Source organism: Peribacillus sp. NPDC101480 (genome assembly GCF_050277335.1).
Classification (GTDB): domain Bacteria; phylum Bacillota; class Bacilli; order Bacillales; family DSM-1321; genus Peribacillus.
Genome location: NZ_JBNNSB010000015.1, coordinates 1 through 15,330 on the forward strand (window position 1 = coordinate 1; position 15,330 = coordinate 15,330).

A 15,330-nucleotide genomic window follows, 5' to 3' on the forward strand; every position below is an offset into this window, starting at 1 on the left:
AGGTGCTAGAGGGAGTGCCATCATGTATAGTGTGGTTGAAACGGCAAAAGAGAACGATTTGAGTCCCTATCATTATCTTCGCTATTTGTTTGAAATGCTACCAAATATGGATCTTACGAATAAAAAAGAAATAGATAAAGTCTTGCCGTGGTCATCCAGTTTACCCTCTGCATGCAGAGTACCGATAAAAAGGGAAGCAAACAAAACATAGTCCCGAAATACACGATCCATGTAGTATTTGGGGGCTACTTGATGTTTACCTTTATAGCGAATTTACTTAAAATAAGGAACCTTTTTCAAAGCCACACAAACTGGAACGGCAACGATAATTCCTAATATATTTTGAACGAGATCTCCAGGTATCGAAGCTAAAGGTGCAATCCAATTACCGTATAGAATCCCTTCACCAATATAATAAACAGCTATCATAAATGGAATGGAAACGATTGTTGCTATTACATTGAAAGCAGTGCTAGTACCGTTGCGACCCTTTGACCAAGCGATTTTACCAACTATATATCCTTGCAAACCACGCGCCACAATGGTGATAGGTGCCCACAATGTCCACCCTCCAACTATATCAAATAACCCCATTCCTATCGCACCAGCAAGAGCTGCTTTTTTAGGACCAAATAAAATAGATGCAATAAAAAGCATAGCTGTTCCTAGATGAACTAACCCTCCATTTGCGGCAATTGGCAGTTTAATATTCAAAAAGAAAGTAGATAGGAACACAAGTGCAATCAACATTGCGGTAATAATTAAATCCATAGTTTTTTGACTTGACCTTGAATAACTTTGTGTATTTTGCATATCTTTAAACCTTCCTAACTAGAATTTTCCTATGATTTTAGCAAAAGACTGGTGTCTATAAAAGTGTCAATTTATTAAAAAACTATGAGGTCAGTTGATAAAAAATACAGATATTATACGTATTGAAAAGAGAGAGGAGATGACTGTTTTTAGCTGATTTATGATAAGATAAATAAAGTTTAAAGTGGATAGGCCATATGGAGGTTATTATGAAAAAAGTTGCTGTACTACAGGATTTATCATCTTTTGGAAAATGTTCATTAACAGCTGCAATTCCGGTTCTTTCGGTCATGGGCGTGCAGGCATGCCCTTTACCAACGGCCATATTGACTGCGCAAACCGGATATCCAAGTTTTTTTTGTGAAGATTTTACATCCAAAATGAAATACTTCATAGAAGAATGGAGCAAGCTTAATGTAACCTTTGATGGAATCTATACCGGCTTCGTTACTGGTGAAGAGCAAATTAATAATATTTTCCATTTTTTAGATAAATTTTATACAAAAGAAACCATTTTACTTGTTGATCCAGTAATGGGGGATATAGGAGAAGTCTATAAACTTTTTACCGATGAATTACTGGTACTTATGAGAGAACTGGTGAAGCGTGCAGATGTCATTACACCAAATGTTACAGAGTGCTGTTTATTAACCGGATTGTCTTATGAAAAGCTGCATAGCTATTCAAACGAAGAGGACTATATTAAAGCGATAGAAGAAGCCGGTAATATGTTGCAGCAAGAAACGGGAGCTCAGGTTATCATCACTGGAATGAATCCACCGTCAGCAGATTCAGAGAAGCAGTTTATCGGAAATATGTATTTGGACGGAAGTAGAACCTTTTATAGTGCGACGCAGTATAACGGTGAAAGCTATTCAGGTACTGGTGATTTATTTGCATCTGTGATTATGGGAAGCATGATGCGTGGAGAGAACCTAGAAAAATCCGTACAGCTCGCAGTGGCATTCCTGACAGAGGCTATCAATGATTCCTCCTTGGAGCAAATTCCTAAAGTAGAAGGAGTTAACTTCGAAAAATATTTACGAATGTTATTATGAATGCTTTAAAAAATGGAAAAAAATAGAGTAACAAAAGCTCGGCTTTTTGACTAACCGAGCTTTTTGTATAAATCAATTAGTACTTATATTTTTCTGAATATTTCAAAAAAATATTGCTTAAATAATAAGGAAACTTTCTATTTACAGTTTTCTTATTTAAGTGATTTTTTCCAATAAGTATATGGTCCATTACTTTTCAGAATTGCATTATTCGGTACCTGTTTAATTATAAGTAGGAGATTAAGTATATCAACTGATGATGCCATTGAGTTTAGAATTATCAAAAATTTCAGTGGCGGTGTTAATAGTCCAAATACACCTAATATTAATGGGAAAATTATTGAAATAATCATGAAGGGAGCAATTGTAATGAAGATATACCTTGATTTTAAAATCTCTTCTTCCGTTATCACAAAACCCCCGAAAAGAGTAAGTCCTACATATGTTTTTTCTGATTTAATAAAATTAGGAATGAAAATCAAATGAAGTAATTCGTGAAGTATTAAAAGGAAGACTAGCAAAAAAATAATACCTAGGTTAATTGTTATTGATATTGAACTTGATGTCAGTCCAAAGTCGCTTAAAGAAATATTTGAAAAGATATTTATTATCCCAATAGAGATAATGGCAGCGACAATCATTAAAGGGATAGATAACAAAATAGCACTTATTAAATTCTTAGGTTCTTTCATCGGAACCCATCCATTTTTAATTAGGTCCAAATGTAAACGTTGGTTACTTTTTGGTAATTTGTTTACTATTTTCATTAAAATCCACCACTCATACCTTATCATTCACTTCTACATTTTTTTTAGTTCGCGTTATGTAAATTTTCATTTTATAAATTCAACATACTCACCTAACACTACACTTTGAACTTTCCATCCTGCCTCATCGAATATACCCTTCATTTGCCCACCAGGTGCTTTTCAAATAGTTATAGAAAGCATCATACTTGCTCATATTTCACCTCCGTAATATAGCCTCTTTATCAAGCTACCTCTGATTACTGTATAACTTGATTATACAAAAATAGAAATGGGTAAACACCTTTTTACATTTCCTTTAAATAAAAATGATATGATAACAATGATTACCACTATAGGAGAATTCCATGAAAAAAGTTATCAACGTAGTAGCTGCCATTATTGAAAACGAGGAACATGAAATACTTTGTGCTTTACGCTCTCGCATAAAAGGTAAAAATAAAAAAAGGACCTTATCGAGGTCCCGAAGATTGATTTAAAAATTCTTTAATTTCATAAATATATATACCAGATTCTTTAGCTAAAAGAATTAAATTTATCGACTCAATATCTAAATCAATATTTGAGTCAACCTCATTAATTAAATTGATAATTTAATACCTCCTTAATAAACTTGATAATGATATATCTAATTATACATTTTTCCAACAAGGGTTTAAAGATAATTGTCTGACAATTCACTACACGTTTCTACAAAAATCATCGTCTTACAAAGACACTACGCTTATTAAACTAACCTGCCCAGATAGTTCCATAAGAAAAAGTTGCCTTAATTTATTTTAAATTCTATGTATATAACTCTTAACAATATCAAAACCTATGACTAGCAACACATTACATTCATAGGAGCTGACAACATGGCTAGAAATAACAACAATAATCAATTAGTAGTTAATGGTGCAGAGCAAGCTCTAGAACAAATGAAATACGAAATCGCTAGTGAATTCGGTGTTACACTTGGCGCTGATACAACATCTCGTGCAAACGGATCTGTTGGTGGAGAAATTACAAAACGTTTAGTGCAAATGGCTGAACAACAATTAGGCGGAAGAACTCGTTAATCGAAATCATATGTATTGTTAGGGATAGTGATTAGACTATCCCTATTTATAATTCTCCAAATCAAAAAAGAAACAGAAACATCAGTTGCTGTTATTTTGCTATGTCGCAGTACGAGGAAGCTGTACTACACATATCCATACAGTCTAATTGTGAAAGCAAACGTCATTCACTGTGCGTTTTCACTAAGCTACCTCTCTAGTTAAAAAAAAAGGCTGCTACAGCAACCTCCCTTATTGAAGTAAAGCACCCGTTAGTTAAATAACAAAATCAATTTCTACTAAAGAACTGGACCTACTAATGATAGGATTCTCTTTTACTAGTCTAATTGCGGTTTTATTTATTTTATAAATATTACAATTAAATAAATGACATAAAACTAGATGTAAGATCTTGTCTTACTTTAAATTTTCCAATTTAATGTGAGAGAGCTTCTTACTTGCTATAAATTGCGAATCATTTCCTTTATTTCATCACGTTTTTGAATGGTTGTATCGTTTTTATTTGGGAAAATCGCTGTGGCACCACCGTCATTTTCAATATCAACTAGTAAATCGAAAAAATTCAAAAGTGGTATGTTGAACGCTTCGTATGACTCATCTATATTGGCAGCCTCCATTTCAGCAAAACTTCGACTTGGCCAAACAGGTAGTAAAAATGGATAGTCTCCATCATCATCTTCTAATAGTAATAAGTCGCCATTTTCGTTGCGTAGTAACCACACCTGTTCATCCGTTGCAACCATACCATAAAAATATGCAAGTCGCTTTTCAGCAGGACGGTTTAAAATAAATCGTTTAATTAATTTCATATATGTCATTCCTTTATGATAATTGTTAGAAAATATACAAGTTTCTATATCTGTCTGTAATTTTCCTTCCTGAACTAAACTGCCCCGATGGGTGCATAAAAAAGGAGCTGCTGATCAACTCCTGATAAGTAAAGCAATCGTTACTTAAATTAGAAATTTAATTAGCTTTTCTTTGTCCTCTTAAAAAATAAATAACCTAAAACACCTAAAATTAATGCTATACCTCCGAAAACAACTACTTGAAATATAATATCCCCTATAAACATAACCCGTTTCTCCTTTTCTAAAAAACATTTTCCTAAATCTGTATACGAGATTTTTCCTAAAAAGGTTTCAACTGATGGTTTGATTCTAAAAGTCTTATTAAACTAAACTGCCCCTTTAGTTCCATAAAGGCTGTCTAAACAACAGCCTGACTATTACATCTTAAGTTAGTCTTCTTGTATATATTTATGGTCCAAAAAAAATCATAAATAGCATTAGAAATATGTTTAATACTAACAATATTTTACCAAAGAGATTTTTTATAGCTAAAACAGAAAATACAATAGAAATTATGAATGAAAAAATCGCCTTTGAAGCCAGGAGATAGCTGCGGAATCTCCGGCACTTTTCCAAAGAATATGAACTCATCAAGCACTTCTTCAATGATTAGCCGGACGGAAAACCGGATCTGCCAAGTAATTGCCGTCTAAGGGACAATACATAATGTCGCCGACTGCTTTGCCTTTATTAACTACAACATTTCACGGTAATTCCCCAAAATTATCTAAAACTTCAATTTATACCAATATAATCCTTTATAAGATACCATATCTTTTATGTTAATATACTAATGTATTAAAATAGAAAGGTAGGGAATACATATGAAAAAAAGCATCATTGCTTCACTTGCACTTGCTCTTGTTTTAAGTTTTTCAAGCTTTGGAGGTACTCAAAAAGCTGAAGCAGCAGATTGGGTAGACCAAGGAACTATTTGGACTACATATTATCATTCTGGTTCATTCACTAATTATGTTTACCAACGTACTATGCATACTACTGTATCAGATGAAATTTGGACTGCTGTAAGTGCAAAGAGCTCTGCATCTGGAACATTCACAGCAAGACTTCAAAAAAAGACTAATGGTGTCTGGAAGAATTACAAGACAAAATATCCTTCTAAAAATGGATATACAAACATGAAATGGACTGGTGTTACCAAAGGCGCTACATACCGTATTAAATTCGAAAATCCAGGTTCTTCAAAAATAACTTATACATTTAACGTAATGCAATAATATTAATAATAAGGCCTACATCCCTAAAATTATCAAGACCTAAATTAATAAAAGATTTATAAATTAAAGGTCATAACATATTATATATGACTAATATGTTATGACCTTTGTTATCCAACTAACGGTTCATTAAGAAACAGGCTGCCGCAGCCCCCTTTGTTAAACTAGCATCCTTTACTTGAAGAAAAGTGATACAAAAATAAAGCCAATAATGATTACAAGAATGAGGATTCCTGTACCTTTCCATCCCCATCCCAAGCCACCTACTAAATCCGGAAGACCTCCGCCATGAAGGCCCCCAAGAGGATTTCTTTTTATTTCTTCTTGTCTAAGTCTTTCTCTTCTTCTCTCAGGTGTTTCTTTATCATCACTCATTTGAACATCCCCTGTAAATTAAACAATCATCCCTCTTAAATTTTACCACAAATAACCATTTTCCTTATTGAACTATCTTGCCCCGTTTGTTACATAAGAAAAGGAGCTGCTGACCAGCTCCTAGTAATGAAGTAATGCTCCCGTTAGATTCTAAAACTTATTGTAGAGTTGACACAACTGTGACGTTAGAGAATCCCTGAAATTACGTATTGTCTTTACTCTTAGTCACGAAACGAATAATGATAATGAATATAAATATCGTTACACCTAGCAAAAAAATCGGGAAGAACGCTGTATTGATGAAATGGCTATATATCCATATATCATCCATTAAACTCACCTCAGATTTTGTTAAAGTCCATATTTTTCAAAGAGAAAAGTACCAGCGACAATAAAGAGAAATACAAATAAGTAAATTGAGGATAGGGAGTCGTTTTATATTTTTCATCATTTTAATAATATGGCTCTTACAATGGTTATTCAAGAAACAAACTAATAGCTGAAAGTATGAATACACTACGCTTATGGAACTAAACTGCCCCTTTAGCTCTATAAGAAAAAGGCTGCCTTAGCAACCTTCCCCATGAACATTTTACAAATTGAATACAAGTAATCTCTTATTGGCGTTGCATGATTCTTATATTTAAAACCGACCGACCTTTCTAATTTAAATTAAGTTCAATTATGCTGTTTAAGAGATACCTTTAATGATTTGAGTTAAGCCCTCACTAATTGGTGTAGCTGACCGTCCAAGAAGTTTTTCGAAATCATTGCTTTCTACTTCAAGGGTGCCTTCTCGGACGCCTTTTTGGATATCAATGAGCATAGGAATAAGGAAATCAGGTAAGCCAACACTTTTCATAATATCAGCATAAGTAGCATCATCAACCTGTTGAACAGGTACTTCTTTACCCAATACATTACCAACTGCAGATGCAAGTTCTTCCTGAGTCAATAACTTGCCAGAAAGCTCATAGATTGTATTTTCGTGTCCGTTACCAGATAGTACCGATGCCGCAGCTTCTGCATAATCTTGTTGTAGTGCCCATCCTACCTTGCCATTTCCTGCTGACGTCACCCAAGGAGCTCCTGCTTGAACACCTTGAATACTTGAAATTTCATTCTCCAAATACCAGTTGTTGCGTAAGAAGGAGTATGGAATGCCTGTTTTCAGAATGGATTCTTCTGTTGCCTGATGCGTTGGAGCAAGAAAATTTTTACTTTCCTTTGCATTGGCCAAGCTAGTATAAGCAATAAATTTAACTCCAGCACGCTCTGCCGCAACTACCGCATTTGAATGCTGACGTATCCTTGTTTCATTGTCTCCATCCGCAGAAATAATTAACAAGCGATCAATTCCTGCAAAAGCTGTATCCAATGTTTCTGGACGATCAAAATCTCCTTGACGTACGTCTACTCCGCGAGTTCTTAATTCTTCAGCTTTCTCTGGATTTCGCACACTTACAGCCAGTTGATTAGCTGGTACAGTTTTCAATAAGGTTTCTACAACTTTTGTTCCCAACTTTCCTGTTGCTCCTGTTACTAATATTTTCATTTGGTATTCCTCCAATAATTTTTTATATTCAAATTAACCATCCATTAACCTGTATCTACATCTAATACATGTATTTATAATAGATACATGCAGTTGTCTTGTCAACCAATTTATAAACCTTTTATATTTTCTTCAAATTTTAAGGTATAATACGTTGTAATCAAATTAAATAGATGATTAATCTGTGTAATAAACTTTACGATGAAGTAAAAGGTAGGTGAATGATATGTCCATCAGCAGCCGATTTACCGTTGGTGTTCATATATTAGCTCTTATTGAATTAAATAAAGAGGGAATAAGCTCATCGGAGTTCTTAGCGGGGAGCGTAAACACGAACCCAACCTTGATAAGAAAAATTATGGGTATGTTAAAAAAGGCAGGGTTAATTGAAGTACAACCTGGTATTGCAGGGGCAAAACTAGCCAAGGAACCTTCTTATATAACATTACTTAACATTTATAAGGCGGTCGATGTTGTGCAGGAAAAAGAATTGTTTAGTGTGCATGAAAATTCGCACCCTGATTGCCTTGTGGGCAGGAACATTCAAGATTCGATCACTCCTGTGTTGTCAGCAGCTCAATTTGCTATGGAAAAGGTACTGGGAAATGTAACCATTGAAGATATTGCTAAGGATATTGTTGAAAAAGAAAAACTTAAAATACAATAATAAATTAATAAAAGACATTCTTGAAAACAGAATGTCTTTTATTCGTAGTCCAAATCCCTTCTTTAACCTGCCCTGCACCGTTTGTTGCATAACAAAAGGAGCTACTGATTCGCTTGGTAATGTAGTAAAGGACCCGTTAGTTCATTAAGCAGGTCATTATCGTATTACCAAACTCTCGGACATCAGCTAAGTAATCAAATCCTTTAGGAGAACCAAAACTATTAAACGCACGCACTGCCACAAGATTATGTTGAGGTATAACCAAAAGAGTTACTCCTGTATAGCCTAAAATTTGAAAGGAGCCTTTAGATACAAGTTCACCAATTTCTGATTTTTTTGCAGGTAAATCTTTCACGAACCATAAGTAACCATTTTGGGGAAGTTCCAAATCTAATGAATTTGGGCTTTGAACGGTTGTAGCAATATCTATAATTTCATTTGGGACAATTTGTTTTCCATTTATATCTCCCTTTTTAAGATGGAAGTATCCCCATTTAGCCAACTCTCTTGATGATACATACATATTCATCTTATCACCGTTTGTACTCTTACTTATAGTCCAGTTTGGATCATTAGGCTTCCGTACTACAGCAACAAGTTTTTCATTTATTTCTCCATACCAGCCAGTCTCAGTAAAATTTAGAGGTTTAAATACGTTATTAGTAACTATCTCAGCAACCGATTTACCAGTTGTATTGATCTTCAACTAAAATGCCCGAAGTAGCATAAAGAAAGAGCTGCCCTAAAACAGCTCCAATTTTAAGCTACCGCACCCGTTAGTTGAAGAAGAGAGCTACAAAAAAAAATGTGAAACAAAAAAACCTCAATTAATTAGAGGTTTTTTTAAAACTATCTTGCATAACTTTATCAATAGCTGAGATAGTAGATTTTATATCTTCACAGGTTTCGATAATTCGTGTATCCAAATGTGTTAGTTCATAACAATTATTGTCATAGCATACAGACAATAACGGTATACTATTTTTGTTTTTGAAAGTTAATGTTATATCACAGTTATTATACTGTTTTAAGGTTTCTAACATTGTTTTAATGTGGTCTAAGGACATATCGTCTTAGTCTCCCTTCTATTACAGAGGGAATATGACTAAAAGCAGTCTGGAGGTGCCCCATATAATTCTAATTTTAATTAACTATAACATACTAATAATTAAAAGTATTGTTATTCGATGTAGCTACACAGTACGAACAACCTACGCTTGTAACTAACCTGCCCCTTTAGTTCCATAAGAAAAAGCCGCCTTAGAGACAGCTCCGATCTTCAGCTAACGCACCCGTTAGTTTAAGTACATTTGTTCACAATCTTTGTACATTGAAGAAAATATCTACCCACTTAAATTAAATTTTAATATCTAACAATTCCTCCTCAGCACTTAACATATTGATAAATTTAATTAAAGACGCAGGTACATACTTATCTTTTCGATAAATGAATACTGTTTTGACTTTTCCGTATAGATTTGGAATTGAGTGTTGTCGAATGATTCCGTCTTGTACATGCTTTGTAATCACACTTTGTGGAAGCATACTTATACCTAGACCAGCTGCTACACAACCGATAATTCCATCTATAGTGCCAAATTCCATTATCTTATTGGGTATCATCTTCTCTTGGTATAACCATTGTTCAAACTTTTCACGATATGCACATCCTGAATGAAATACAAGCAACGTCCTTGTTTGAATTTCTTTGATAGAAGAAGATATTGGGGAATGAACTGTATCTGTGATAAGCATTAGTTCCTCTTCGAATACTTCTTTCTGAATGAGATCAGGATGATTAATAGGGCCAGATACAAATGCTCCATCAAGTTCATTCTGAAGAACTGCTTGAATATTTTGTTCTGTAGAACCTGTTTTTAAAGTTAAATCAACCTCTGGAAAGTCTTTATGATACTTTGAAAATAAGACTGGTAAGCGAATTGCTGCGGTTGTTTCCATTGAACCAATAATTAACGGACCTCTAGGTGTTTGGTCATCATTCATCATACTTTTGGTTTCTTCTATAAGATCGAATATTTTTTCTGTATATGTTAGCAACATGATTCCTTTGTCAGTTAATGCAGTGCCACGATTATGTCTATAAAAAAGAGTTGTTTGAAGATCCGATTCCAACTGCTGTATTTTCATCGTAATATTTGACTGTGCATATTGAAGTTCCCTTGCTGCTTGAGAAATACTCCCCATCTTAGCAACACTCTGGAAAATTTTTAATGTATGCAAATCCAAAATGATCTCTCCTTAGTTAATATATCTTTTAGCCATCGTTAAAAGTGATACCAAATATCATTTTTATGTATTGTACCATATAGCAAAGAAAAGATATGCTTATAATATCCTACATTTAACTGGATACTCTAAAGACATCATTACTTTTTGAGGGGAGACACACCAAAATGCCATTATTACGTTTTGACTTAGTAGAAGGAAGAAACGAGGAAACTCTTAAAAAATTATTGGATTCAGCTCATCGTGCGATGGTGGAAGCTTTCCAAGTGCCTGAAAGTGATCGTTATCAAATAGTTCATCAGCACCCACCGCATGAGCTAATAATCGAGGATACTGGACTGGGGTTTAAAAGGAGCAGAGACTTAGTAATTATTAGTATTGTTAGTAAAAAAAGAACTGAAAAACAGAAAGAAACATTATACACACTCCTTGCACTTAAACTTGAATCAGAATGTGGGATTTCTCCACAAGACTTGATGGTTTCTATAACAGAAAACAGCGATGCTGATTGGAGTTTTGGGCAAGGAGAAGCACAGTTTCTAACAGGTTCATTATAACTAAATAAGATATGGTTATAATATACAATTTTATTGAGGTGCATCTATGAAGAAGCAAACTTATCTTTTTTTAATAGGGGGAATATTTTCTTTAATCATTGCAATGGGGATTGGAAGATTTGCATATACTCCCATTCTTCCACTTATGCAAAAAGACCTTTCTTTATCAAATACAACAGCTGGTTATATAGCATCTAGTAATTACGCAGGATATTTACTTGGAGCAATTTTAGCTGGTGCCATTCCGTTTAAGAAGTATAGAACCAATTTATTAAGAGTAAGTCTTATCATCAGTATCTTAACCACTGCCCTAATGGGTCTCACATACTCTAATTTACTATGGAATGTACTTCGCTTTCTATCAGGGTTTGCCAGTGCGTTTGTTTTGGTCTTAGCCTCTGGTATCGTGTTAGATAAACTTGCGGCTATAAGAAAAACCAGTTGGTCGGGGTTGTTTTATGGGGGAGTAGGCTTGGGAATCTTTTTATCCAGTCTAATGATTCCGAGTTTAAACCATTTATTTCGGTGGGAAGGAACATGGATAGGACTAGCTGTTGTGGGTGGAATCCTTGCTATCTTTGTATGGATCTGGCTCGATGAAACCCCCAACGTTGTTAAGAAGAAAAATAAACAAGATATTATTGTAAAAGTGCCCCCCACTAAATGGCTTATATGGTTGATTATTGCGTATGGTTTAGAAGGATTGGGTTACATTGTTACAGGAACGTTTATCGTATCTATCGCTGAAAAGACCTCATACTTTCATAATGGTGCCACCTTAGTTTGGATGATGGTGGGATTGGCTGCGATTCCATCCTGTCTCATTTGGTCTTTACTAGCTAAAAAGTGGGGATACATTAAATCTTTAGTGCTTGCAATGGCTCTGCAATCCTTGGGTATTGCGATGCCAGTCTTTTGGATGTCAAAAACTAGTTTTGTCATAAGTGCTTTATTATTTGGAGCCACTTTTATGGGTATCACCACCCTTGCTACAACAGTGGGACGAGAAATGAATCCATCTGATAGCAGTCGGACTATTGGTATTCTTTCTGCTATTTATGCTTTAGGACAGTTGATAGGACCAACTCTTGCTGGAGTCTTATCATCATTCACACATGATTTTAATGCTGCTTTTATTGGCGCAGCATGTGTTGTCTTCTTTGGGGCAATTTTGCTTTTAAGTGGGATTCATTTCGAGAACAACCCTAACATAAGAAATTCAACCGTCCAATACAAAAAATAGAAGAGAATTAATTGGGGTTAAAATACAAAATCGGGGGATTAATTGATGTTAAATAATGAAATGATGAAGCATTTGAAGATTAAGAATCCTATTATACAAGCTCCTATGGCTGGCGGGATCACCACTTCGAATTTAGTAGCCGAGGTATCTAATAATGGGGGCCTTGGAATGATTGGAGCAGGCTATCAGACACCCATACAATCAAGAGAGCAGATTAGAGAAATTAAGCAGTTAACATCAAACCCTTTTGGCATCAATCTTTTCGTGCCAAACGAGTTTAACGTAACGCCTGAAGCAGTCCATTCAGCTAACCAGCTATTACACACTTTCCGTAAGCAATTAAACTTAGAACAAACAGACAGCTTTGATATTCCTGAATATAACAAAATTTTTGAAAGCTTTATTGAACAAGTTAACGTTGTCATTGAAGAAAATATATCTATTTGTTCCTTTACATTTGGTATTCCTCCTAAGGAAGTGATAGATAAATTAAAACAGCACAACATTACTCTTATAGGGACAGCTACAACTGTGAGGGAAGCCGTTGAAAATGAAAAAGCAGGAATGGATATGGTTGTTATACAGGGCAGTGAAGCTGGTGGGCACCGCGGGAACTTTATTGATGGTCATCAGGAGAGCTTAGTTGGTTTAATGTCACTTATACCACAGGTTGTTGACAATGTAAGCATACCTGTTATTGCTGCTGGAGGAATTATGGATGGAAGAGGATTAATGGCTTCACTCTGCTTAGGAGCACAAGGTATACAAATGGGTACAGCTTTCTTGACTTGTATCGAAAGTGGAGCACATAAGGTTCATAAAGAAGCCATTTTGAATGCTGATGAAGACCAGACAACCTTTACTCGTGCCTTTTCTGGTAAGTGGGCAAGAGGTATTAAAAACAAATTTATTGAAGATATGCTAGAGCATGAATTGGCTGTACCCGATTTTCCTGTTCAAAACCTATTAACTCAAGTAATTAGAAAAACGTGTAGTGGACAAAATAATCAGGATTTCATGTCACTCTGGTCTGGACAGAGTCCAAGATTAGCAAAAAGTGAAACCGTTGAAATATTAATTAAAAATACTCTTGCAGAAGCTAAAAGTATAAACTTAGATATATAAAGGTCATAATAGCTCATTGCTTTTATTTAGATTTCTTTTTTAAATAAATTTCTAAAGATATTAGTAAGGTCAATCAGATATTTCTGGTTGACCATTTATTTATGGTTTTACTATAACAGTAGACAGGGTAGTACAATAACGCATTTTGTGTTTGTAAACTAACCTGCCCCTTTAGTTCAGTAAGTCCGTCATAGAGTAGGAAAAGATTTTTTCAAGGGGAATATTGTATGGAAAATGCGCTCTTAACGATGATGATCGCCCAGGTGTGTGCTCTGGAAGTTGTGCAAAGACCGTATTTTTTTTCTTGTTAAAAGTGGCAGTTTCTACTGTTGCAGTCAGTTCGACTGTTTCAGGCTCCACCTCTTCAGTAGTTGCTTCCGTCCCTATATCCGTAAACATGACGGCTATGATAAATAGGATCAATGATACAAGCATAAGTCCCAACATCATAAGAGCTTTCTTGAATTTCTTCTCCACCAAGAAAACAATCGCCGTCACAAGAAGAGCGACTGCTCCAAAAAAAATAAAAATGCTAATATATCTGCCATTCTCTCTTTTCCCCCTAGATGCTCTATCCAAAACAACTCATTTTACCATCATAGGAAGAGGTTAGAAAGTGATTAACACAAAATGCAAATATGGAAAATTAGGGGTGACGCGGTAGAGTTAAGTCCGAATTAATCAATGAGTGTTTACGAAGCTTATTTAAGTCGAAGAACTTACTATAAGCTGGTGTTTTAAGGCCCTAGTAAGCCGTATAACAAGTGTTAGCGTTTTACTCAATATAAAAAAGTTCACAAAACTATTCAAAACGGTCTGTATGACCAAAATACTTGAAAATTTTTGTGTTCCTTAATGAACTAACGCACCTGTTAGTTGAAGTACATTTGTTCACAAACTTAAATGCTTTTGATATTTAATCGTATCGAAAAAGAATCTAAGAAAGTTATGAGTTGCTCTTTATCCGGGTTACTGCTATTGCTGTTCCACAAACAAGCCCTAAACCCAACAAGCCATACTGGCAGTAACTTTTTTTAAGCTCACCTTTTCTAATATCTTCTCTTTCGGCTTTATCTTCTGCTGTATCATACATATGAATTACTGTTTCTGTTCTTTGTTTCATTCCATCTCTAATGGTTTTTGAGAAGTCTTTTCCTAAATCAGTTACGGATTTTACAGGTTCCTTAAATGCTTCTGTGGATTTGTCAGTAATATCATTTGCTGTATCTAATGCCTTTTTCCTAAATCCCTCTTTTTTCTCCTTTTTATCATCTAATGAAAACACATTTTCACTATTGCCCACATTTTCATCCCCTTTCTATTATTCGTAAGTATATTTATACTACCTTCGCTTTTGATAGAAGGTTTCAAATTCTTGTTGCTTGCTCGCTACTATTGTCGAAACTCCTTCTTTCACTAACCTGCTCCGTTAGTGCCTTAAGAAAAGGCCTATCAGGAAAGAAAGGAATTAGCCATTTCCTGATAACATAACTAAGTCATACAAGTAATTAACAACTTTACCCATTCTCCAGGCTATTATTGCTGAACTAATTGCAATTACAGCTAAACTCACAACTTTTATTAACTCTAATTTGCCTTTATCCACCTATATCTCTCCTCAACCTGTACTATTTATGAGTATATATTCTTCAACGATAATAAATAATCCTTGTGCAACTATCCTGCCCCGTTAGTGCCATAAGAAAAAGGCTGCCTCAGCAACCTTCCTTATTGAAGTAAGCACCCGATAGTTCAAGTAGGCACTAGTGCAAC

General features: G+C 34.8%; 19 protein-coding genes. 8 read left to right on the top strand and 11 right to left on the bottom strand.

All coding sequences use genetic code 11. The features are described 5' to 3' along the window. Nucleotides 1-211 (top strand): transposase domain-containing protein (locus tag ACQKMF_RS25795; RefSeq protein WP_427575545.1); only part of this gene is annotated, 211 nt, incomplete at its 5' end. Between the two features lie 62 nt (nt 212-273). On the opposite strand, the gene ACQKMF_RS25800 is transcribed toward ACQKMF_RS25795, so the two are convergent. Continuing rightward, nucleotides 274-813 carry an ECF transporter S component gene (locus ACQKMF_RS25800; protein WP_402940313.1) on the bottom strand — a complete coding sequence of 180 codons (540 nt, stop codon included), beginning with the start codon at nt 811-813 and terminating at the stop codon, nt 274-276. Between the two features lie 209 nt (nt 814-1,022). Here ACQKMF_RS25800 and ACQKMF_RS25805 point away from each other — a divergent pair, with 209 nt between their 5' ends. Further along, nucleotides 1,023-1,871, top strand: coding sequence for a pyridoxamine kinase (locus ACQKMF_RS25805; protein ID WP_053346497.1), 849 nt, complete (start codon nt 1,023-1,025; stop codon nt 1,869-1,871). Between the two features lie 152 nt (nt 1,872-2,023). Here ACQKMF_RS25805 and ACQKMF_RS25810 read toward each other — a convergent pair whose 3' ends face one another. Next, nucleotides 2,024-2,638: a DUF3267 domain-containing protein gene (locus ACQKMF_RS25810; RefSeq protein WP_144553837.1), complete on the bottom strand. Its 615-nt coding sequence runs from the start codon at nt 2,636-2,638 to the stop codon at nt 2,024-2,026. A gap of 857 nt (nt 2,639-3,495) precedes the next feature. On the opposite strand from ACQKMF_RS25810, the gene ACQKMF_RS25815 reads away from it, so the two are divergent. Next, nucleotides 3,496-3,699 (top strand): alpha/beta-type small acid-soluble spore protein, encoded by a 204-nt coding sequence (locus ACQKMF_RS25815; RefSeq protein ID WP_034315006.1) that lies wholly within the window; start codon nt 3,496-3,498, stop codon nt 3,697-3,699. A 440-nt stretch (nt 3,700-4,139) separates the two neighbouring features. On the opposite strand, the gene ACQKMF_RS25820 is transcribed toward ACQKMF_RS25815, so the two are convergent. Beyond that, nucleotides 4,140-4,508, bottom strand: coding sequence for a DUF2750 domain-containing protein (locus ACQKMF_RS25820; RefSeq protein ID WP_402940307.1), 369 nt, complete (start codon nt 4,506-4,508; stop codon nt 4,140-4,142). An 866-nt stretch (nt 4,509-5,374) separates the two neighbouring features. Between ACQKMF_RS25820 and ACQKMF_RS25825 the strand changes: the two genes are divergently transcribed. Then, nucleotides 5,375-5,788, top strand: a complete 414-nt coding sequence (locus ACQKMF_RS25825; protein WP_101226135.1) for a hypothetical protein — start codon at nt 5,375-5,377, stop codon at nt 5,786-5,788. 174 nt (nt 5,789-5,962) lie between these two features. Here ACQKMF_RS25825 and ACQKMF_RS25830 read toward each other — a convergent pair whose 3' ends face one another. From ACQKMF_RS25830 to ACQKMF_RS25840, 3 genes are all read right to left on the bottom strand, one after another. Continuing rightward, entirely contained in the window at nt 5,963-6,163 is a 201-nt protein-coding gene (locus tag ACQKMF_RS25830) for a DUF6366 family protein (RefSeq protein ID WP_101226136.1), read from the bottom strand. Nucleotides 6,164-6,365: 202 nt separating this feature from the next. Beyond that, a complete protein-coding gene (locus tag ACQKMF_RS25835; protein ID WP_402940302.1) occupies nt 6,366-6,494 on the bottom strand; it encodes a hypothetical protein in 129 nt (42 codons plus the stop codon). A gap of 360 nt (nt 6,495-6,854) precedes the next feature. Beyond that, nucleotides 6,855-7,718, bottom strand: a complete 864-nt coding sequence (locus tag ACQKMF_RS25840; protein WP_144528162.1) for an SDR family oxidoreductase — start codon at nt 7,716-7,718, stop codon at nt 6,855-6,857. 226 nt (nt 7,719-7,944) lie between these two features. On the opposite strand from ACQKMF_RS25840, the gene ACQKMF_RS25845 reads away from it, so the two are divergent. Further along, complete coding sequence (locus ACQKMF_RS25845) at nt 7,945-8,385, top strand: Rrf2 family transcriptional regulator (protein WP_402940298.1); 441 nt, start codon at nt 7,945-7,947, stop codon at nt 8,383-8,385. A gap of 136 nt (nt 8,386-8,521) precedes the next feature. Here the strand turns inward: ACQKMF_RS25845 and ACQKMF_RS25850 are convergent, their stop codons facing one another. After that, entirely contained in the window at nt 8,522-9,091 is a 570-nt protein-coding gene (locus ACQKMF_RS25850; protein ID WP_427575550.1) for a serine hydrolase, read from the bottom strand. Nucleotides 9,092-9,741: 650 nt separating this feature from the next. Next, on the bottom strand, nt 9,742-10,632 hold the full coding sequence (locus ACQKMF_RS25855; protein ID WP_034304405.1) for a LysR family transcriptional regulator: 891 nt from the start codon (nt 10,630-10,632) through the stop codon (nt 9,742-9,744). A 167-nt stretch (nt 10,633-10,799) separates the two neighbouring features. Here ACQKMF_RS25855 and ACQKMF_RS25860 point away from each other — a divergent pair, with 167 nt between their 5' ends. The 3 genes from ACQKMF_RS25860 to ACQKMF_RS25870 are packed head-to-tail and all read left to right on the top strand — an operon-like array spanning nt 10,800 to nt 13,557. After that, on the top strand, nt 10,800-11,189 hold the full coding sequence (locus ACQKMF_RS25860; protein WP_034304408.1) for a tautomerase family protein: 390 nt from the start codon (nt 10,800-10,802) through the stop codon (nt 11,187-11,189). A 46-nt stretch (nt 11,190-11,235) separates the two neighbouring features. Beyond that, nucleotides 11,236-12,432 (top strand): YbfB/YjiJ family MFS transporter, encoded by a 1,197-nt coding sequence (locus ACQKMF_RS25865; RefSeq protein WP_098866194.1) that lies wholly within the window; start codon nt 11,236-11,238, stop codon nt 12,430-12,432. A 45-nt stretch (nt 12,433-12,477) separates the two neighbouring features. Beyond that, nucleotides 12,478-13,557, top strand: coding sequence for an NAD(P)H-dependent flavin oxidoreductase (locus ACQKMF_RS25870; protein ID WP_427575552.1), 1,080 nt, complete (start codon nt 12,478-12,480; stop codon nt 13,555-13,557). Nucleotides 13,558-13,728: 171 nt separating this feature from the next. On the opposite strand, the gene ACQKMF_RS25875 is transcribed toward ACQKMF_RS25870, so the two are convergent. From ACQKMF_RS25875 to ACQKMF_RS25885, 3 genes are all read right to left on the bottom strand, one after another. Then, on the bottom strand, nt 13,729-14,136 hold the full coding sequence (locus ACQKMF_RS25875; RefSeq protein WP_427575554.1) for a hypothetical protein: 408 nt from the start codon (nt 14,134-14,136) through the stop codon (nt 13,729-13,731). Between the two features lie 367 nt (nt 14,137-14,503). Then, entirely contained in the window at nt 14,504-14,860 is a 357-nt protein-coding gene (locus ACQKMF_RS25880; RefSeq protein ID WP_402940282.1) for a hypothetical protein, read from the bottom strand. Between the two features lie 165 nt (nt 14,861-15,025). Then, the gene (locus ACQKMF_RS25885) at nt 15,026-15,163 is read right to left on the bottom strand and encodes a hypothetical protein (RefSeq protein ID WP_157830938.1); all 138 of its coding nucleotides are present in this window, start codon (nt 15,161-15,163) and stop codon (nt 15,026-15,028) included. Between the last annotated feature and the right edge of the window lie 167 nt (nt 15,164-15,330).

What these genes read in the sequence shown, in the direction of transcription:
- ACQKMF_RS25815 (WP_034315006.1), top strand. Translation starts at nt 3,496, where the DNA reads ATGGCTAGAAATAACAACAATAATCAATTAGTAGTTAATGGTGCAGAG.
- ACQKMF_RS25840 (WP_144528162.1), bottom strand. Translation starts at nt 7,718, where the DNA reads ATGAAAATATTAGTAACAGGAGCAACAGGAAAGTTGGGAACAAAAGTT.
- ACQKMF_RS25865 (WP_098866194.1), top strand. Translation starts at nt 11,236, where the DNA reads ATGAAGAAGCAAACTTATCTTTTTTTAATAGGGGGAATATTTTCTTTA.
- ACQKMF_RS25870 (WP_427575552.1), top strand. Translation starts at nt 12,478, where the DNA reads ATGTTAAATAATGAAATGATGAAGCATTTGAAGATTAAGAATCCTATT.
- ACQKMF_RS25820 (WP_402940307.1), bottom strand. Translation starts at nt 4,508, where the DNA reads ATGAAATTAATTAAACGATTTATTTTAAACCGTCCTGCTGAAAAGCGA.
- ACQKMF_RS25830 (WP_101226136.1), bottom strand. Translation starts at nt 6,163, where the DNA reads ATGAGTGATGATAAAGAAACACCTGAGAGAAGAAGAGAAAGACTTAGA.
- ACQKMF_RS25800 (WP_402940313.1), bottom strand. Translation starts at nt 813, where the DNA reads ATGCAAAATACACAAAGTTATTCAAGGTCAAGTCAAAAAACTATGGAT.
- ACQKMF_RS25825 (WP_101226135.1), top strand. Translation starts at nt 5,375, where the DNA reads ATGAAAAAAAGCATCATTGCTTCACTTGCACTTGCTCTTGTTTTAAGT.
- ACQKMF_RS25845 (WP_402940298.1), top strand. Translation starts at nt 7,945, where the DNA reads ATGTCCATCAGCAGCCGATTTACCGTTGGTGTTCATATATTAGCTCTT.
- ACQKMF_RS25835 (WP_402940302.1), bottom strand. Translation starts at nt 6,494, where the DNA reads ATGGATGATATATGGATATATAGCCATTTCATCAATACAGCGTTCTTC.
- ACQKMF_RS25805 (WP_053346497.1), top strand. Translation starts at nt 1,023, where the DNA reads ATGAAAAAAGTTGCTGTACTACAGGATTTATCATCTTTTGGAAAATGT.
- ACQKMF_RS25810 (WP_144553837.1), bottom strand. Translation starts at nt 2,638, where the DNA reads ATGAAAATAGTAAACAAATTACCAAAAAGTAACCAACGTTTACATTTG.
- ACQKMF_RS25860 (WP_034304408.1), top strand. Translation starts at nt 10,800, where the DNA reads ATGCCATTATTACGTTTTGACTTAGTAGAAGGAAGAAACGAGGAAACT.